Genomic DNA, 19,064 nt, shown 5'->3' with positions numbered 1-19,064 from the left:
CAGAGCCTAGCACTTAGCCCTGCAAAGCACTGAGGGTCAGGTCCAGGCATTGCCGCGCCTTGGCCACCAGCTCATCGATCTCGGCCTTGCTGATCACCAGCGGCGGCGCAATGATCATGGTGTCGCCCACCGCGCGCATGATCAGCCCGTTATCGAAGCAGAACTGCCGGCAGATCATGCCCACGCCCTTGCCTTCGTAGCGTTTGCGCGTGGCCTTGTCCTGGACCAGTTCGATCGCCCCCAGCAAACCGACGCCGCGCACTTCACCTACCAACGGATGATCGTTCAGTTCCCGCAAGCGTTGCTGCAAATAGGGTGCCGTTTCGCTGTGGACACGCTCGATGATCTTCTCGTCGCGCAGAATGCGGATGTTTTCCAAGGCCACCGCCGCGGCCACCGGGTGACCCGAGTAGGTGAACCCGTGGTTGAAGTCGCCGCCTTCGTTGAGCACCGCGACCACGTCGTCGCGAACGATCAGGCCGCCCATGGGGATGTAGCCCGAGGTCAGGCCCTTGGCGATGGTCATCATGTGCGGTTTCAACCCGTAATGGTCGGTACCGAACCACTCACCGGTGCGCCCGAAACCGCAGATCACTTCGTCGGCCACGAACAGGATGTCGTACTTGGCGAGGATTTCCTTCATGCGCGGCCAGTAACTGTCCGGCGGCACGATCACGCCGCCGGCGCCCTGGATCGGCTCGGCAATAAAAGCGCCGACGTTGTCCACGCCGATCTCGAGGATCTTTTCTTCCAGTTGGTTGGCGGCCCAGATTCCGAACGATTCGGGGCTCATGTCGCCGCCTTCGCCGAACCAGTATGGCTGGGCGATGTGGACGATGCCCGGGATCGGCAGGTCGCCTTGCTCGTGCATGTAGGTCATGCCGCCCAGGCTCGCGCCGGCCACGGTTGAGCCGTGATAGCCATTCTTGCGGCTGATAATGACTTTCTTGTTCGGCTGGCCCTTGATCGCCCAGTAGTGGCGGACCATGCGCAACATGGTGTCGTTGCCTTCGGAGCCGGAGCCGGTGAAGAACACGTGGTTCATGCCTTCCGGGGCGATGTCGGCGATGGCCTTCGACAGTTCCAGTACCGGCGGGTGGGCGGTCTGGAAAAACAGGTTGTAATAGGGCAGTTCGCGCATCTGTTGGCTGGCGGCGTCCGCCAGTTCATCGCGACCGTAGCCGACGGCCACGCACCAGAGGCCGGCCATGCCGTCGAGGATCTTGTTGCCTTCGCTGTCCCAGAGGTACACGCCCTTGGCGTGGGTGATGATGCGCGGGCCTTTCTCTTTGAGCTGCTTGAAGTCGCTGAACGGTGCCAGGTGATGATCGCTGCTCAGGGCCTGCCATTCACGGGTTTGCGGATTGTTGCGGGTCATGCGAATTCTCCTTTTATTCCATTGGGGGCGGGGCCCATGGCAGCCCCGCCCGGCGCATCAGACGGCAAAGAGCAGGAATTCCCGCTCCCACGAACTGATGACGCGCTTGAAGTTTTCATGCTCGGCCCGCTTGACCGCGACGTAGCCCGTGATGAATTTCTTGCCCAGGTACTTCTCGATGGTGGTGCTGTTTTCCATGCGCTCCAAGGCATCTTCAATGGTCAGCGGCAGGCGCAGGTTGCGGCGCTCGTAGCCGCGGCCCACCACCGGCGCGCTCGGGTTGATGCCTTCGACCATGCCGATGTAGCCGCACAGCAGGCTGGCGGCAATCGCCAGGTACGGGTTGGCGTCGGCGCCCGGCAAGCGGTTTTCCACCCGGCGGTTCTGCGGCCCGGCATCCGGCACGCGCAGGCCCACGGTGCGGTTCTCTTCACCCCATTCCACGTTCACCGGCGCCGAGGTGTCGGGGAGGAAGCGGCGGAACGAATTGACGTTCGGCGCGAACAGCGGCAACAACTCGGGGATGAACTTCTGCAAGCCACCGATGTGGTTCAGGAACAGTTCGCTCATGGTTCCGTCTTCATTGGAAAAGACGTTCTTGCCAGTGTCCTTGTCGATGATGCTCTGGTGCAGGTGCATGGCGCTGCCCGGCTCGCCAGTCATGGGCTTGGCCATGAAGGTGGCGGCCACGTCGTGCTTGAGCGCCGCTTCGCGCATGGTGCGCTTGAACACCAGGATCTGGTCGGCCAGGGACAGCGCGTCACCGTGACGGAAGTTGATTTCCATCTGCGCGGTGCCGTCCTCGTGGATCAAGGTATCGAGGTCCAGTTCCTGCAATTCGCACCAGTCGTACACGTCTTCGAACAGCGGGTCGAATTCGTTGGCGGCTTCGATGGAGAACGACTGGCGACCCGTTTCCGGCCGGCCGGAGCGGCCGATGGGTGGCTGCAGAGGAAAATCGGGGTCGTCGCTGCGCTTGGTCAGGTAGAACTCCATTTCCGGCGCGACAATCGGCTGCCAGCCCTTGTCCGCATAGAGCTTGAGCACCTTCTTGAGCACGTTGCGCGGCGACAGCTCGATGGGGTTGCCTTGCTTGTCGTAGGAGTCATGGATGACCTGGGCGGTGGGCTCGATGGCCCAGGGCACAAGGAACACGGCGTTCTCATCCGGGCGACAGATCATGTCGATGTCGGCCGGGTCGAGCAGTTCGTAATAGATGTCGTCTTCGACATAGTCGCCCGTCACGGTCTGGAGCAGAACGCTCTCGGGCAGGCGCATGCCTTTTTCGGCAATGAACTTGTTGGTCGGCGAGATCTTGCCCCGGGTAATGCCGGTGAGGTCGCCAATCATGCATTCGACTTCTGTGATCTTGTGGTCTTTCAACCAATCGGTGAGCTGGTCGAGGTTGTTACTCATAAATGCCTCTAGGCGTGAGTTTCCTGGCTGCTATTAGTAGTCAGGCGTTGTTTGACGCATCGGCGTCGCGTTGTGTTGCCCTTGCTCGGCAGGCATCGCCAAATGCCTGGAAAATCGCAAGGTAGTACGGATTAGCGCCTACCGCCCATTCAGGATGCCATTGCACACCCAAAGCAAAAGCCTTGCCTTGTGCAACCGAGAGCGCCTCGATCAGGCCATCCGGCGCCAGTGCTTCGGCCCGCAGCCCCGGTGCCAAACGCTCGATGCCCTGGCTGTGGATCGAGTTGACGTCGATCATCGGCGGCAAGCCCAGGCCCGCGAGAACGCCGCCGGGCTGGATATGCACAGCATGGGCAGGACCATACTGGACCTCAACTGGCTGGGTGTCGTCTTCACGATGATCGATAAAGGTTCCGACTTCATGAACTTTCTGATGCAGGCTGCCGCCAAAGGCAACGTTCATTTCCTGGAAACCGCGGCAGATGCCGAGCACCGGGACGCCCGCATCGACAGCGGCACGGATCAGCGGCAGGGTGATGGCGTCCCGTGCAGGATCATGAGCAGTGCCTGGCGCGCTGGCCGGGCCCTGATAGTGAAAAGGTTCTACATTGGAAGGGGAGCCGGTAAAGAGAATACCGTCCAGGGCGTCCAGAATATCGGACGGTGAAAACAGGTCTGCCATCGAGGGGATCAGCACGGGCAGGCCCTTGGCGGCCGTTGCCACGGCCCGGGCATATTTGTCGCCGGTGGTGTGATACGCATGCAAACCAATCTGCTTGGAACAGGTGGTGACGCCGATTAACGGCAGGCGAGACATGAAGCACCCCGGTATTATTGCTGTTATGGGTTTGAATCGAGCTTAGCCTTGTTCATTTTTTTACACAACACCCCCGTAAAAAATACAACACGGCCCGCTCAAGCCTGCGGGCGGCAAGCCGCTTGAAAGGCAAAAAACGCCCAAAATTGCCCCAAAAAACCCCTACAGGTGCTTTTTTAGGGCAAAAACGGCCCCGCTTGACTTCGGCATGCCGTTCGGGTTGACTGGCTTTCAAAGCAATCAATGATTGATATTTTTAACAACAAAGGTGTTGCATCATGTCGGTACCCCCGCGTGCCGTTCAGCTTAACGAAGCGAACGCGTTCCTTAAGGAACATCCTGAGGTTCTGTACGTTGACCTTCTGATTGCGGATATGAATGGTGTGGTGCGCGGCAAGCGCATCGAACGCACCAGCCTCCACAAGGTTTACGAGAAAGGCATCAACCTGCCGGCCTCTTTATTTGCCCTGGATATCAATGGCTCTACGGTGGAAAGCACCGGCCTGGGCCTGGACATCGGCGATGCCGACCGGATCTGTTATCCAATCCCTGACACCCTGTGCAACGAGCCTTGGCAGAAGCGCCCGACTGCGCAACTGTTGATGACCATGCACGAACTCGAAGGCGAACCTTTCTTCGCCGACCCGCGTGAAGTGCTACGCCAGGTCGTGGCCAAGTTCGATGAGATGGGCCTGACCATCTGCGCGGCGTTCGAGCTGGAGTTCTACCTGATCGACCAGGAGAACGTGAATGGCCGCCCGCAACCGCCTCGCTCGCCGATCTCCGGCAAGCGCCCGCATTCGACCCAGGTCTACCTGATCGACGACCTCGACGAATACGTCGATTGCCTCCAGGACATCCTCGAAGGTGCCAAGGAGCAAGGCATTCCCGCCGACGCCATCGTCAAGGAAAGTGCCCCGGCGCAGTTCGAAGTGAACCTGCACCACGTCGCCGACCCGATCAAGGCCTGCGACTACGCGGTCCTGCTCAAGCGCCTGATCAAGAACATCGCCTACGACCATGAAATGGACACCACCTTCATGGCCAAGCCGTATCCGGGCCAGGCGGGCAACGGTCTGCACGTCCACATCTCGATCCTGGACAAAGAAGGCAACAATATCTTTGCCAGCGAGGATCCCGAGCAGAACGCCGCGCTGCGTCACGCGATCGGCGGTGTGCTCGAGACCCTGCCCGCGCAGATGGCTTTCCTCTGCCCGAACGTCAACTCCTACCGTCGTTTCGGTGCACAGTTCTATGTGCCGAACTCGCCGACCTGGGGCCTGGACAACCGCACCGTAGCCCTGCGCGTACCCACCGGTTCTTCCGATGCCGTGCGCCTGGAACACCGTGTCGCCGGCGCCGATGCCAACCCTTATCTGCTGATGGCGGCGGTATTGGCGGGCGTGCACCATGGCCTGGTCAACAAGATCGAGCCCGGCGCGCCGGTGGAAGGCAACAGCTACGAGCAGAACGAGCAAAGCCTGCCGAACAACCTGCGCGATGCGCTGCGCGAGCTGGACGACAGCGAAGTCATGGCCAAGTACATCGATCCGAAATACATCGATATCTTCGTGGCCTGCAAGGAAAGCGAGCTGGAGGAATTCGAACACTCCATCTCCGACCTTGAATACAACTGGTACCTGCATACCGTGTAAGTGGTTGCAGTAAAAAGAAACGCCGCAGGCCTTCGGGACTGCGGCGTTTTTTTTGGCTGCACAGAAAATCCTTTCAGCACAAGATATGGACCAGCCTCCCGCTCTGCGTACAATGCCCGGCAGCCCCGCAGGAGACCTCCATGACGCGCATCGCCACCCCACGCAAACCTCGCGCCCGCAGCCAGGCCCGGATCGACTCGATTCTCGACGCCGCCCGTACGCTGCTCGCCGCCGAAGGCGTGGCCAGCCTGTCGATCTACAGCGTCGCCGAGCGCGCCGGGATCCCACCCTCCTCCGTGTATCACTTTTTCGCCAGCGTCCCGGCCCTGCTCGAAGCCCTCACCGCCGATGTACACGCAGCCTTCCGCGCCTGCCTGCAAGCGCCGATCGACCACGCCGCGCTGAACCACTGGCACGACTTGTCGCGGCTGGTGGAGCAGCGGATGCTGATGATCTACAGCGACGACGCCGCCGCGCGTCAGTTGATCCTGGCCCAGCATGGCCTGACCGAAGTCACCCAGGCCGACCGTCAGCACGACCTCGAGCTGAGCGACTTGATGCATAAGCTTTTCGACCGCCACTTCGCATTGCCGGCCCTGCCCGACGACGTCGATGTGTTCGCGCTGGCGATGGAACTGGGCGACCGCGTCTACGCCCGCTCGGTGCAGCAACACGGGCAGATCACCCCGCGCATGGCCGAGGAAGGCATGCGCGTGTTCGATGCGTACCTGGGGCTGTATCTGCCACCGTATTTGCCCAAGCGCTCTGATTGATCGTTAGCACGCGCCCAAGAGCCGAACGCGGAGCGTCCGTAGAGGCGTTACCACGCAGAGCGTGGGAACGATCAGCCCCGAAGGGCTCACGCCGTCCGGGGCTGTGGGAGAAGCATCGCTTACAACTTGGCGATAGACACCTCGGTGGATTTGACGAAGGCAATCACTTCGCTGCCAATCGCCAGTTCCAGCTCCTTGACCGAGCGGGTGGTGATGACTGAGGTAACGATGCCCGAAGCGGTCTGCACGTCGATTTCCGACAACACATCGCCTTCGACGATTTCCTTGATGGTGCCTTTGAACTGGTTGCGTACGTTGATGGCTTTGATAGTCATGGTGTCGATTCCTGTCTGGATGAAGTTATTGCGCCCACCGCAACTGCGTGGGCAAGGGTGAAACGGGTTCGGGCTCCGGCGGTTGGCCGGGCAAGGACAACACGCGATTGAGCACTTCGGTTTCCAGGCTCGCCAGCCGATGGGAGCCGCGAGCACGTGGCCGTGGCAGGTCAATGGCCAAGTCGAGGCCGATCTGGCCGTCTTCGATCAGGATCACCCGGTCGGCAATTGCCACCGCTTCACTGACGTCATGAGTCACCAGCAGTACGGTGAAACCGTGTTGCTGCCACAGGCGTTCGATCAATTGCTGCATCTCGATCCGAGTCAGCGCATCGAGCGCGCCCAAGGGCTCATCGAGCAGCAACAGGCGCGGTTGATGGATCAGCGCGCGGGCCAAGGCCACCCGCTGCTTCTGCCCGCCGGACAACGCCGCCGGCCACTCATGGGCGCGATCAGCCAACCCTACGGCCTCCAGCGCCTGCAAGGCTTGCGGCCGCCAGTTGCCTTTGAGCCCAAGGCCAACGTTATCGATGATCTTTTTCCACGGCAGCAGACGCGCTTCCTGGAACATCAGCCGCGTGTCCTGCCGTGCAGCATCCAGCGACGCCGAACCGGCCAACAGCTGGCCGCCCGTTGGTTGATCGAGGCCTGCCAGCAATCGCAGTAACGTACTCTTGCCGCAGCCGCTGCGACCGACCACCGCGACGAACTGCCCAGCCGGAACGTGCAAATCAATGTCACGCAGCACTTGGCGCGAGCCAAACGTCTTCTGCAGATTGCGCACCGCCAGCGGAATACCCCGCAGCAGGCGCGGCGGTTGTTGGGCGGTCATGCGACACCTCCCTTGTTCACTTGGTACGCCGGGTGCCAGCGCAGCCAGACCCGTTCGAGGCCACGGGCAGCAAGGTCGGCCAATTTGCCGAGTACGGCGTACAGGAGAATCGCCAGCACCACCACGTCGGTCTGCAGGAATTCCCGGGCATTCATCGCCAGATAGCCGATGCCGGAACTGGCCGAGATGGTTTCCGCCACGATCAACGTCAGCCACATGAAACCCAGGGCAAACCGCACGCCCACCAGGATCGAAGGCAAGGCGCCCGGCAGGATCACTTGGCGAAACAGACTGAAGCCGGACAAGCCGTAGCTGCGCGACATCTCCACCAGCGCCGGATCGACGTTACGGATGCCGTGGTAAGTGTTGAGGTAGATGGGGAACAGCGTGCCCAGCGCGACCAGGAAAATCTTCGCTGACTCATCGATGCCGAACCACAGGATCACCAGTGGAATCAGCGCCAGGTGCGGGACGTTCCGGACCATCTGCACGGAGCTGTCCAACAGTCGTTCGCCCCATTTCGACAGGCCGGTGATAAAGCCCAGCGCCAAGCCGAGGCCGCCGCCAATCAAAAAGCCGACCGCGGCTCGCCAGCCGCTGATTGCCAGGTGCGTCCAGATTTCGCCGCTGCGCACCAGGCTCGCTCCGGCCTCGATCACCGCTGACGGCGCCGGCAGGATTCGCGTGGATAACCAGCCCGCCGATACCGACAATTGCCACACCGCCACCAACAATAGCGGCACCACCCAGGGCGCGAGGTTGTGGATGATTTTCTTCATGGCCGCCTCAGCTCTGGGACGCGGCTTTGGGCAGGATGTCGTTGGCGACCATTTCACCGAACGGGCTCACGTAGCCTTGGCTCTTTGGCAGCTCGGGACGCTCGACGTCCAGGTGCGGGAACAGCAGCTCCGCCACCCGATAGGATTCTTCCAGATGTGGATAACCGGAGAAGATGAAGGTGTCGATGCCCAGGTCCGCGTACTCCTTGACCCGCGCGGCCACGGTCGGGCCATCGCCCACCAGCGCCGTGCCGGCACCGCCGCGAACCAGGCCGACGCCGGCCCACAGGTTGGGGCTGACTTCCAATTTGTCGCGCCGGCCACCGTGCAGCGCGGCCATGCGTTGCTGGCCCACCGAGTCGAAACGCGCCAGGGACGCTTGGGCGCGGGCGATGGTTTCGTCGTCCAGGTGAGAGATCAACCGATCCGCCGCTTGCCAGGCTTCGGCGTTGGTTTCACGCACGATCACATGCAGGCGGATGCCGAAGCGCACGGTGCGCCCCAGCTTCGCCGCCTTCGCTCGCACCTGGGCAATTTTTTCCGCGACGGCGGCCGGTGGCTCGCCCCAGGTAAGGACCATTTCCACCTGCTCGGCGGCCAGGTCCTGGGCAGCTTCGGACGAGCCGCCAAAATACAGCGGCGGACGCGGTTGCTGGATCGGCGGATAGAGCAATTTGGCGCCCTTCACACTGATGTGCTCACCGTCGTAGTCCACGGTCTCGCCTTCCAACACTCTCCGCCAGATGCGGGTGAATTCCACCGATGCCTGATAGCGCTGTTCGTGATCAAGGAAAAGCCCATCGCCGGCCAGTTCGTCCGGGTCGCCACCGGTGACCAGGTTGAACAGCGCCCGCCCGCCGGACAACCGGTCGAGGGTCGCGGCCTGCCGCGCCGCTACCGTCGGGGAAATGATCCCGGGGCGCAGGGCAACGAGGAACTTCAGGCGCTGGGTCACCGGGATCAACGAAGCGGCCACCAGCCAGGAGTCTTCGCAGGAACGACCAGTGGGGATCAATACTCCGCCGAAACCCAGCCGATCCGCCGCTTGGGCGATTTGTTGCAGATAACCGTGATCAACAGCGCGAGCGCCTTCAGCGGTGCCAAGGTAATGGCCATCGCCGTGGGTGGGCAGGAACCAGAAAATATTGAGGCTCATGGAGTGGTCTCCTAAGGGATCGAATTACTGCGCGTTCGCAACGGCCGCCGGCGGCGTCCAGATCACGTCCTTGATGTGCAAGGGCTTGGGAATCAATTTGAGCTGGTAGAAGCTGTCGGCGATTTTCTGTTGCGCCGCCACCACCTCCGGGGTGAGAAACAGCGCCCCGTAGCCTTGGCGCTTGACGGAAGTGAGCGTGATGTCGGCAGGCAGGCCGAGCAGCGGCGAGACCTGCTGGGTCACCTCTTCAGGATTGGCCTGGGACCACTCCCCCACCGCGCGCACTTCTTCCACCAGCGTCGTGATCACCTGGGGATTTTTCTGCGCATAGAGTTTGGTGGCCAGGTAGAACTGGTGGTTGTCGACGATGCCCTTGCCGTCGCGCAGGGTGCGCGCTTGCAACTGTTGTTCGGCGGCAGCCTGGTACGGATCCCAGATGACCCAGGCGTCCACGCTGCCGCGTTCGAACGCGGCACGGGCGTCGGCCGGCGGCAGGAAAACGGTCTGGATATCGGTGTACTTGAGGCCGGCGTCTTCGAGTGCACGAACCAGCAGGTAATGCACGTTGGAGCCTTTGTTCAGCGCGACTTTCTTGCCTTTGAGGTCCTGCACCGACTGGATGGGCGAACCCTTTGGCACCAGGATCGCCTCGCTGTTTGGCGCCGGGGGCTCGTAAGCGACGTAGAGCAGGTCGGCGCCCGCGGCCTGGGCGAACACCGGCGGGGTTTCACCGGTCACGCCAAAATCGATGGAGCCGACGTTCAAGCCTTCAAGCAGCTGCGGGCCGCCGGGGAACTCGGTCCATTGCACGTCCACCCCTTGGGCTGCGAGGCGTTTTTCCAACGTGCCCTTGGCCTTGAGCAGCACCAGCGTGCCGTACTTCTGATAACCGATCCGCAAGGTTTCGGCTTGAGCCTGGGTGATGGCGCCGAAGGACACAGCCGCAGCAAACAGAGCGACCAGCCCGCGACGCAAAATGACAGTGCGCATGGCGCCTCTCCTTTTTGCTGTGGGGTTTTGGCTGCACCTGCTTGGCCGTTGACGGCTGAGTAAGGTGAGTTGAATCAGGGGTGTTTCGGGTTCAAATGCTCCAGTGAGCACTCCGCAAACGTTCGTTCAATACGTGCGGGTCCAACGGCCTGGGCCGACGGGCCATGGCGCTGAAAAACTGTTCCAGTGCCTCATCCAAGCGCTGTTGCAGGGCCGGCGCCAATTGCGCCTGGGCACTGCCTTCGCCGTAAGCGATCTGACTGTCTTCGGCAAAAATCCCGTGAAGCATTTCCTGGGCCTTGAGCGCTGACAACACCGGCTTGAGGGCGTAATCCACCGCCAGCATGTGGGCGATGCTACCGCCCGTGGCCATGGGCAATACCACCTTATGGGCCAGGGCCCGTTCTGGCAGAAGGTCCAGCACCGTCTTCAATGCACCGGAAAAAGATGCCTTGTAAACCGGCGTTGCGATCAACAGCCCATCGGCGTTTTCAATCTGGGCAAGCAGGTCCACCACCTTGGGGCTGTCGAAGCGGGCATGGAGCAAATCTTCGGCCGGAAAATCCCGCACCTGGTAGCTCACCACCTCCACACCCTGCTGCTGCAACCAACGTTGCGAGCGCTCCAACAGCACACCTGAACGGGAGCGCTGGCTGGGACTGCCACCGAGCGAGACAACCAACATGCCAATCCTTCCTTAAATCTCACTTGCGATTCGCGGTGGGCGATCTCGCTGTATGGAGCAAACCATAACAGTGGATTTATATATCTTTAAATCATATTTATTCATTTGGTTATGCGATTTTGAGCTATGCGGTTTACTTCCTTGATGCAATAAAAAAAGGCCGTAGAAACGGCCAAAACCCTTGGTGCACAGAAAAGATCAAACTGCTGTGATCGTCCCCACACTCTGCGTGGGAATGCAGCCAGGGACGCTCTGCGTCCCAAAGCCGAACGCGGAGCGTCCGTTGAGGCGTTCCCACGCAGAGCGTTGGAACGATCATCATCGGGGAATCCGAAGCTCTACTTGTTGGGCTGCGGTGTGAGGCGCAGGTAAGGCTTCACAGCGCGATAGCCCTTGGGAAAGCGCCGCTTGAGTTCTTCTTCATCCTTGAGCGACGGCACGATTACCACTTCGTCGCCGTCCTGCCAGTTGGCCGGCGTGGCAACTTTGTAGTTGTCAGTCAGTTGCAAGGAGTCGATCACGCGCAGGATTTCATTGAAGTTGCGGCCGGTGCTGGCCGGGTAGGTGATCGTCAGCCGAATTTTCTTGTTCGGGTCGATCACGAACAGCGAACGCACGGTCAACGTGTCACTGGCGTTGGGGTGGATCAGGTCGTACAGGTCCGACACCTTGCGGTCGGCATCGGCCAGGATCGGAAAATTGACCACGGCATTCTGAGTTTCGTTGATGTCGTCGATCCACTTGTGGTGCGAGTCCACCGGGTCTACCGAGAGAGCGATGGCCTTGACCCCACGCTTGGCGAATTCGTCCTTGAGCTTGGCGGTCAGGCCCAGTTCGGTGGTGCACACCGGCGTGAAGTCCGCCGGATGGGAAAACAGCACGCCCCAGCTGTCGCCAAGCCATTCGTGGAAGCGAATCGTGCCGGCGCTGGAATCCTGTTCGAAATCGGGGGCGATGTCGCCAAGTCTGAGGCTCATGGTTCGGCTCCTGGTTGGTTTTGTGAGCCCAACTGTGCACCGGTTTTGATTTTTTGAAAAAGAATGAATACTCAGTTCTTTATACTTTTAGCGAATATAAGAAACTGTTCACTGGCGTCATTGCGCATAGCAGCCGAAGATCACCCCGAGGTTCGAGAAGGCCTCGAGTTGCTGAAAAGAGGAGAAGGTTCGGGGAAGGCTACAGGGGTGGGCCAGACCCGAAACGCAAAAGCCCCGCCCGGCGTGATGCCGGGCGGGGCTTTTTTACTTCGCTACGTCTTACATGAAGTTGTAAGTGTAGTTGAAGATCAGGCGGGTCTGATCCTGGTCGTCAATACCGGTGCTGCTGCCACGGTAAGAGCCATGACGCAGGGTAGCGCCGAAGCCCTTGAGCGAACCTTGCTGGACAACGTAGTCCAGACGCATGTCGCGTTCCCACTCGGAAGTTTCGCTTCCGCCGGTGGCGGACTTGATGTCATCGCCGTGCAGATAGGCAATCGCTGCCTTCAGGCCAGGAACGCCCAAGCCAGTGAAGTCGTACGAGTACTGACCAAACGTGGTGTTCTCACCTGCACGAACGAACTGATGGATCATGCTGTCGGTGAACAGGTAGAAGCTTGAACCACCCGCGCCTTCGTTGCGACCGTTGTCGTTAAGCAGGCTGCCTTGGTTCATGTAGACGAAGCCACCGTCATCGCCCACTTGCTGGTGACCCAACAGGAACGCGCTACCGCCCAGGGTGTACGTGAACATGGCGCTCCAGGTCTTGTTATCGACCTCGCCCGGGGTCTTGGCATAGCCACCGTTGTTGTTGAAGCTGTAGCCCGCGTCGCCGTTGCGGCCGTCCGAGCTGCTGTCGAAGTAACGCAGGTCAGTCTTGAACGACTGGCCTTCGCTGATCGGGAACACGTGTACTGCGCCCAGGAAGTGTTGCTTGTAGTAATCCTGCAGGTTGGCGTAGTAGTACTGCAGGGTCAGGTCTTTGGTGACCTTCCAATCAGCACCGGCATAACGGAACTGGTTACTTTCTTCAGTACCACCGTTGACCGCCAAGCCGGTGCTGTTAGTCCCGGCACGGCCAACGGCGTGTTCCAGTTGACCGGCATTGAACGTCACGTTGTCCAAGTCCTTGGAGGTGATGGTGCCACCTTCAAAGGTTTGCGGCAGCAGGCGGCCATCGTTGGCGACCAGGATCGGCAGGTTAGGCTGCAGAGCCCCCCCCAGGTGTGCCTCGGTCTTGGAGAAGAGCGCCTTCACATTGCCCGACGCACGGCTCCAGCTGTGTTCCGCCGAACCGTCGGAATCGCTAGGCGAGAAAGAGTTGTTGTCTGCTGGGCGCTGGCCTTTACCGCCATCCAAGTGAAGACCAACCAACGCTTGGGCATCGATACCAAAACCAACGACACCTTGAGTGAAGCCGGACTTGTAATCGAACTTCAGGCCGGTCGCCGCCTCACGCTGATCTTCGGCGCCTTCACGGTTATCGTTGTCAAAATACATGGTACGAGAACTAACAGACGCCTTGCTGTCTTCGATAAAACCGGCGGCGCCTGCTTGCTGCGCCAATACCCCAACGGCCACTGCCATGGCCAAGGTGGACTTCTTCATGTTTCGCTCCTCTCGTTTTCTAATTCTTGTGTGTCGTTGGTTCCGGTTCGAACGCCCGGAATCCGCGGATGCGCGATTAGCGCCAGACCGTGACTGGCAAGTCAACCGCAACCCTTTCGGACTACGACCATGGTCTAGCCCCGCGACACCGGCCCGAAGAATAATGGATTCTTTATAAATCCAAAAAGAATTGTTTCAACAGTTTTCAGCTCGTTTCGACATATGGATGCCATCAAAGCGTCATCAAGCCGTGACAAGGCTTATCGGCGACGTCGAGGAATACTGAATGGTGTTTTATGGGCATTTGCGAGGTCCGCGAATCCTGGCGGCGAGATAGGCTCCGACGCCTCCAATGGCGCCGATCAGGATCACGACGGCTCGGCATGCCGCGATCTTGACGTGTTCCAGACTAGCTGCTCATTGTCTGAAATCAAGAAGATCGCGGTCGCGCGAAGGTTTGGAACAATCAGCTACAGGGTTTTTTCGAAGATTTTCGAGTTGCGCTGGTAGTTGTAAAGCGACGCTCGCGCCGCTGGCAGGCGCTCGACGCTACTGGGTTCAAAGCCCCGCTCACGGAACCAGTGGGCGGTTCGGGTCGTGAGTACGAACAGGGTCTTGAGCCCCTTGGCACGGGCCCGGGTTTCGATCCGCTCCAGCAATTCATCGCCCCGGCCACCGTGGCGGTATTCCGGGTTCACCGCCAGGCAGGCCAACTCCCCGGCGTCAGAATCGGCGATCTGGTACAGCGCCGCGCAGGCGATGATCATGCCTTCGCGCTCGACCACGCTGAACTGTTCGATTTCACGCTCCAGCACTTCGCGAGAGCGACGCACCAGGATTCCTTGCTCCTCCAGCGGGCTGATCAGGTCGAGCAAGCCGCCGACGTCCTCGATGGCCGCTTCGCGCACCACTTCGAATTGCTCTTGGGCAACCAGCGTGCCGCTACCGTCCCGAGTGAACAGCTCAGCCAGCAACGCGCCGTTTTCGGCATAGCTGACGATATGGCTGCGCGCGACACCGCCACGGCAAGCCTGGGCGGCCGCGTCCAGCAGTTCGGCCTGGTAGTCGCTGCCCAGGCGCTGCATGTGGGCCGGGACCTGCTGCGGCCGTAACTCGCGAACCAGCCGGCCATCTTCACCGATCAATCCCTGTTCGGCACCGAACAGCAGCAGTTTATCGGCCGCCAGATCAATGGCCGCCCGGGTGGCGACGTCTTCGCAGGCCAGATTGAAGATTTCGCCGGTGGGCGAATAGCCCAACGGCGACAGCAGCACGATGGAGCGCTCGTCCAGCAGGCGATTGATGCCCTTGCGGTCGACCCGACGCACCTCGCCGGTGTGGTGATAATCCACCCCTTCAAGCACGCCGATCGGCCGCGCGGTGACCAGGTTGCCGCTGGCGACCCGCAGCCGCGAGCCCTGCATCGGCGAGGACGCCATGTCCATGGACAGGCGCGCCTCGATGGCGATGCGCAACTGCCCGACCGCGTCGATCACGCACTCCAGCGTGGCGGCATCGGTGATGCGCATGCCGTGATGATAATGCGGTGTCAGGCCCCGGGCAGCGAGGCGGGTTTCGATCTGCGGGCGCGAACCATGAACCAGCACCAGGCGTACGCCGAGGCTGTGCAGCAGCACCAGGTCATGGACAATGTTGCCGAAGTTGGGATGCTCCACCCCATCGCCAGGCAGCATGACGATGAAGGTGCAATCGCGGTGGGCATTGATATAGGGCGAAGCGTGACGAAGCCAATTGACGTATTCGGGCATGAACCTGGGCCTGTAATAAATAACAGCCGAAATAAAGACGAAGCGGAACGCACAGCGGGCTGGTGGTTATCGTCGGAACAGGCTTGGCGACACGCGCGCTCTCCTCATGAGATGAAATACGGGCCCGCAGGCGGGCAATTTAATCGGCCGTGGCCGGTGTCAGGCAATAATGCCCGATCAACTGGCGCAACAACTCTACGGTAGGTTGCAAACGTGACATTTCAAGGTATTCGCCGGGCTGGTGGGCACAGGCAATATCGCCGGGACCCAACACCAGGGTTTCGCAGCCAAGACGGTGAAGATAAGGCGCTTCGGTAGCGAACGCCACTGCTTCGGCGCGATAACCGGTGAGCCGTTCGGCGACCCGGACCAATTCCGCATCCTCGGCCTGCTCGAATGGCGGCACTTCGGGAAACAGCGGCGCATAGTCGATCCTGACCTTGTGACGCTCGGCAATCGGATCGAGCTTCTGCTGGATAGCCGCCCGTAGAACTTGCGGGTCCATGCCCGGCAAGGGCCGCAGGTCGAATTCCATGGAGCACTGGCCGCAAATCCGATTGGGGTTGTCACCGCCGTGGATGCAGCCGAAATTCAGGGTCGGCTGTGGCACGGTGAACTGAGGGTTACGGAATTCCCGCTGCCATTGCAGGCGCAAACCGCGCAGCTCGCCCATGGCGTCGTGCATCGCTTCGAGGGCGCTATGGCCCAGGCTCGGGTCGGAGGAATGGCCGCTGCGCCCGAGGATGTCGATGCGCTCCATCATCACCCCCTTGTGCAGGCGGATTGGCCTGAGACCCGTGGGCTCGCCGATCACCGCCGCGCGCCCCAGCGGGCGTCCTGCGTCGGCCAGGGCACGGGCGCCGGCCATGGAGCTTTCTTCGTCGCACGTGGCAAGGATCAGCAACGGTTGCTTGAACGGTTGATCCAGCAAAGGCCTGACCGCTTCGATGGCCAAGGCAAAGAAGCCCTTCATGTCGCAACTGCCCAGGCCCACCCAACGCCCATCGACCTCGGTGAGCTTCAAGGGATCGGTCTGCCACAGCGCGCCATCGAACGGCACCGTGTCGCTGTGCCCGGCCAACACCAGCCCGCCGGGGCCGGTACCGAAACTGGCCAGGAGATTGAACTTGCCGGGGCTGACCTGCTGGATATCACAGGAAAATCCAAGCTCGGTGAGCCAGCCCGCCAACAGTTCGATCACGGCAGCATTGGACTGGTCCAGCGCTGGCTGGGTACAGCTGACCGAAGGCGCGGCGATCAGGGCAGCGAACTGATCTTTCATGGATGGCAAAGGCATCGCTGGCTCCGGGGCATACCAATTTGACGTCCATCATAGAACCATCGGGAGTCAGGAAGGAACCGTCGCGGCGCGTAGGACGGACGAGTCCTGTACACTGCACGACCTTGGCAGCCACACCTTCCCCCGGCTGCGCACCTGATCCCTGGATTTTCCGGCCATGCAGAAAGAAACCGAAATCAAACTCCGCGTCAGCCGCGAGACCCTGGCAGCGCTGCGCGAGCATCCGCTGCTGAAAAAGCGCAACAAGAGTGGCTGGGAACGCCACGAACTGATGAACCAGTACTTCGACACGCCGGAGCGTGACCTGGCCCGGGCCAAAGTCGCCCTGCGCCTGCGTCGCGACGGCGAAGAGGTGATCCAGACCCTCAAGACCCGCGGCCAGAGCATCGCCGGCCTGTCCGAGCGTAACGAATACGACTGGCACCTGGCCAAGGCCAAGCTCGACATCAAGAAGCTGGAAGGCGAATGCTGGCCAGAGGCGCTGGCCGAACTGGACAAGAAGACCCTCAAGCCGATCTTCACCACGGATTTCGTCCGCGAACGCGCCGAGATCGCCTGGGGCCGTGGCAAAAGCAAAGTCGTCATCGAAGCCGCGTTGGACCTGGGTCACGTCGTAGTCGGCAAGCAAAAGGAAGAAATCTGCGAGCTTGAGCTGGAATTGCGCGAAGGCGAGCCGGCTGCCCTGCTGGAACTCGCCGCCGAGCTGGCCGCCACCCTGCCCTTGATGCCTTGCGACATCAGCAAGGCCGAACGTGGCTATCGCCTGCATGACGCCAGCAGTTACGCCCTGAGCCTGCCTGCCCCGCAACTGGCCGGCGAGACACCGCTGGACGACGCCTTCGCCGCGTTGAGCTGGCATTTGCTCGGCAGCAGCCAGCGCCTGGCCGAGCAATATCGCTTCAACGGCCATTGGCGACTGTTGCAGGACTGGGTGGAGAACCTCGCCGAACTGCGCGCCTTGCTCAGCAGCCTTGGCCAGGCCGCGCCGCGCCAATCGACCCACGACTTGCGCGTCGCCCTGGATGCGCTGTTGGAAGATTGGCGTCCGCTGGTCCAGGCTGGGCTGGATGACGAAGACGTGCGCAAGGCAGCGCCGGAACAGTTCCTCGAAGAGCTGCAAGACCCACGTTGGGGCCTCTTTTCGCTGAACGCTTCACGCTGGCTGCTGGCCCGTAGCTGGACCACCGGCCGCAACACCCGTGGCGATCGCCAGGGCGCCGCGCAACTGGCCAGCTGGCTGCCACGCCTGCTGAGCGAGGAGGCCTCGTCGCTGCAACTGCAACGTTACCAGCAGCAACCGGAAGACCTCGCGGAGCAATTGCCACGCATCGAGCGCATCCAGGCCTGGCTTCACCATGCTCGCCAAGTGTTGGAAATCCCGGAAATGGACCGCCTCTATGGCGAACTGAACAAATTGGCGCAACTGGCCAACGAGCCGATCACCGACGAAACCCTGGATGCGCGCAAGCAGCAGGCTATTGCGGTGTATCAGAATCGGGCCTGGAAGACTTTGTTGCGCCTGTGATGCGCTGAAACTGCGGCGAGGGAGCTTGCTTCCCTCGCCACAAAAACGGCCGGTCAGCGCATAACCGGCAAGCTCGTCGTCGATTTGATCTCCGACAGCGCCACGATCGAATTCACTTCCTGAATCCCCGGCACCATCGACAGTTTCTCGAAAAAGAATCGCTCATAGGCCTCGATATCCGCCGTGACAATCCTTAGCAGGAAATCCACCGATCCCATCAGCACGTAGCATTCCAGCACCTCGGGAAAGCCACGGATCGCCTCGGTGAACCCGGTGAAATTCGAGCGGCCATGGGCGTTGAGCTTGATCTCGGCGAAAATCTGCGTGTTCAGGCCAATTTTCTTGCGATCCAGAAGCGTCACTTGCCCACGTATGACCCCCTCCTCCTTCATCCGCTGAATCCGCCGCCAACAAGGTGATTGGGACAAACCTACCTGCTCGGCGATCTGCGCGCTGGACAGGGATGCATCCTCTTGCAGCAGCGCCAATATCCTGCGGTCGTAGGCGTCCAGCTCAATTTGCATAGATAAACCCGTAATTATCCAACTATGGACTTGGCCAATTCATAATTTTAGGAATCTTACGCATCTTAGATAAGAAATACCCCGCCGCGCATGTAAACATTTCTTCCGCACTTCAGGAGATCGCACATGCCTTCATTCGAAACCGTCGCAACAGCCCCGACCCGCGCCGATGTCTGGCACACCGCCAACGCGCATTGTCGCGTTCAATTTCAGCTGCAGGGCGAAGCCGAGCCGGACTTGCCGTGCCGGGTGCTAAACCTGTTTGCCTTGCAGGGCCTGACACTTGAGGCTGCGCAGATCCAGCGTCACGACGACTTGCTGTCCATGGAAGTTCTTCTGGGCGGCCTGAGCTGGCACCGTGCCCAAGTGCTGGCTGAAAAATTGCGTAACTTAATCAGCATCTGTTCGGTGGACGTACAAGACGCCGAGATTGCGCTGGGCGGACCGGTTCAAGCGGTCGGTTGAGGGCCTCGGGGCAAAAATTGGAAACGCATTGGTCGGGTAGTGGCCCAACGGTCCATAGGGTCGGGACTATTCTTTTGCAG

The 19,064-nt window shown here is 60.7% G+C and carries 18 protein-coding genes; 4 read left to right on the top strand and 14 right to left on the bottom strand.

All coding sequences use genetic code 11. The features are described 5' to 3' along the window. Positions 1-13: 13 nt before the first annotated feature. The 3 genes from HU742_RS00750 to HU742_RS00740 are packed head-to-tail and all read right to left on the bottom strand — an operon-like array spanning position 14 to position 3,611. Positions 14-1,378: an aspartate aminotransferase family protein gene (locus HU742_RS00750; protein ID WP_186643434.1), complete on the bottom strand. Its 1,365-nt coding sequence runs from the start codon at positions 1,376-1,378 to the stop codon at positions 14-16. A gap of 57 nt (positions 1,379-1,435) precedes the next feature. Next, positions 1,436-2,794, bottom strand: coding sequence for a glutamine synthetase family protein (locus HU742_RS00745; protein ID WP_186612110.1), 1,359 nt, complete (start codon positions 2,792-2,794; stop codon positions 1,436-1,438). A 40-nt stretch (positions 2,795-2,834) separates the two neighbouring features. Then, entirely contained in the window at positions 2,835-3,611 is a 777-nt protein-coding gene (locus tag HU742_RS00740) for a gamma-glutamyl-gamma-aminobutyrate hydrolase family protein (RefSeq protein WP_186633936.1), read from the bottom strand. 278 nt (positions 3,612-3,889) lie between these two features. Between HU742_RS00740 and HU742_RS00735 the strand changes: the two genes are divergently transcribed. Continuing rightward, entirely contained in the window at positions 3,890-5,266 is a 1,377-nt protein-coding gene (locus HU742_RS00735) for a glutamine synthetase family protein (protein ID WP_186633933.1), read from the top strand. 140 nt (positions 5,267-5,406) lie between these two features. After that, entirely contained in the window at positions 5,407-6,039 is a 633-nt protein-coding gene (locus HU742_RS00730) for a TetR/AcrR family transcriptional regulator (protein WP_186643433.1), read from the top strand. Between the two features lie 119 nt (positions 6,040-6,158). Here the strand turns inward: HU742_RS00730 and HU742_RS00725 are convergent, their stop codons facing one another. The 10 genes from HU742_RS00725 to argE all read right to left on the bottom strand — a co-directional run bounded on the left by HU742_RS00725 (position 6,159) and on the right by argE (position 16,467). Further along, entirely contained in the window at positions 6,159-6,374 is a 216-nt protein-coding gene (locus HU742_RS00725; RefSeq protein WP_003177394.1) for a TOBE domain-containing protein, read from the bottom strand. Between the two features lie 25 nt (positions 6,375-6,399). After that, positions 6,400-7,206 carry an aliphatic sulfonates ABC transporter ATP-binding protein gene (ssuB, locus tag HU742_RS00720; protein WP_186643432.1) on the bottom strand — a complete coding sequence of 269 codons (807 nt, stop codon included), beginning with the start codon at positions 7,204-7,206 and terminating at the stop codon, positions 6,400-6,402. After that, positions 7,203-7,985 (bottom strand): aliphatic sulfonate ABC transporter permease SsuC, encoded by a 783-nt coding sequence (gene ssuC / locus HU742_RS00715; protein ID WP_186643431.1) that lies wholly within the window; start codon positions 7,983-7,985, stop codon positions 7,203-7,205. Before ssuC ends, ssuB begins: the two co-directional genes overlap by 4 nt. Positions 7,986-7,992: 7 nt before the next feature. Continuing rightward, positions 7,993-9,141 (bottom strand): FMNH2-dependent alkanesulfonate monooxygenase, encoded by a 1,149-nt coding sequence (ssuD, locus tag HU742_RS00710; protein WP_186643430.1) that lies wholly within the window; start codon positions 9,139-9,141, stop codon positions 7,993-7,995. Between the two features lie 24 nt (positions 9,142-9,165). Then, on the bottom strand, positions 9,166-10,131 hold the full coding sequence (locus HU742_RS00705; RefSeq protein WP_186643429.1) for a sulfonate ABC transporter substrate-binding protein: 966 nt from the start codon (positions 10,129-10,131) through the stop codon (positions 9,166-9,168). Between the two features lie 91 nt (positions 10,132-10,222). After that, positions 10,223-10,816 (bottom strand): NADPH-dependent FMN reductase, encoded by a 594-nt coding sequence (gene ssuE / locus HU742_RS00700; RefSeq protein ID WP_186643428.1) that lies wholly within the window; start codon positions 10,814-10,816, stop codon positions 10,223-10,225. Between the two features lie 338 nt (positions 10,817-11,154). After that, entirely contained in the window at positions 11,155-11,793 is a 639-nt protein-coding gene (locus HU742_RS00695; RefSeq protein WP_186643427.1) for a peroxiredoxin, read from the bottom strand. A gap of 279 nt (positions 11,794-12,072) precedes the next feature. Beyond that, the gene (locus tag HU742_RS00690) at positions 12,073-13,401 is read right to left on the bottom strand and encodes an OprD family outer membrane porin (RefSeq protein ID WP_186633913.1); all 1,329 of its coding nucleotides are present in this window, start codon (positions 13,399-13,401) and stop codon (positions 12,073-12,075) included. Between the two features lie 470 nt (positions 13,402-13,871). Further along, positions 13,872-15,170, bottom strand: coding sequence for an amino-acid N-acetyltransferase (argA, locus tag HU742_RS00685; protein WP_186643426.1), 1,299 nt, complete (start codon positions 15,168-15,170; stop codon positions 13,872-13,874). A 139-nt stretch (positions 15,171-15,309) separates the two neighbouring features. Then, the gene (gene argE, locus HU742_RS00680) at positions 15,310-16,467 is read right to left on the bottom strand and encodes an acetylornithine deacetylase (RefSeq protein ID WP_186633907.1); all 1,158 of its coding nucleotides are present in this window, start codon (positions 16,465-16,467) and stop codon (positions 15,310-15,312) included. 160 nt (positions 16,468-16,627) lie between these two features. On the opposite strand from argE, the gene HU742_RS00675 reads away from it, so the two are divergent. Continuing rightward, the gene (locus HU742_RS00675) at positions 16,628-17,995 is read left to right on the top strand and encodes a CYTH domain-containing protein (protein WP_186643425.1); all 1,368 of its coding nucleotides are present in this window, start codon (positions 16,628-16,630) and stop codon (positions 17,993-17,995) included. A gap of 53 nt (positions 17,996-18,048) precedes the next feature. Here HU742_RS00675 and HU742_RS00670 read toward each other — a convergent pair whose 3' ends face one another. Continuing rightward, a complete protein-coding gene (locus HU742_RS00670) occupies positions 18,049-18,519 on the bottom strand; it encodes an Lrp/AsnC family transcriptional regulator (protein WP_186643424.1) in 471 nt (156 codons plus the stop codon). 126 nt (positions 18,520-18,645) lie between these two features. On the opposite strand from HU742_RS00670, the gene HU742_RS00665 reads away from it, so the two are divergent. Further along, positions 18,646-18,984, top strand: a complete 339-nt coding sequence (locus HU742_RS00665) for an ACT-like domain-containing protein (protein ID WP_186633898.1) — start codon at positions 18,646-18,648, stop codon at positions 18,982-18,984. The last annotated feature ends 80 nt before the right edge of the window (positions 18,985-19,064 follow it).

This window comes from Pseudomonas marvdashtae (assembly GCF_014268655.2).
Lineage (GTDB): Bacteria > Pseudomonadota > Gammaproteobacteria > Pseudomonadales > Pseudomonadaceae > Aquipseudomonas > Aquipseudomonas marvdashtae.
This window is presented reverse-complemented; position numbering and strand designations above follow the sequence as displayed.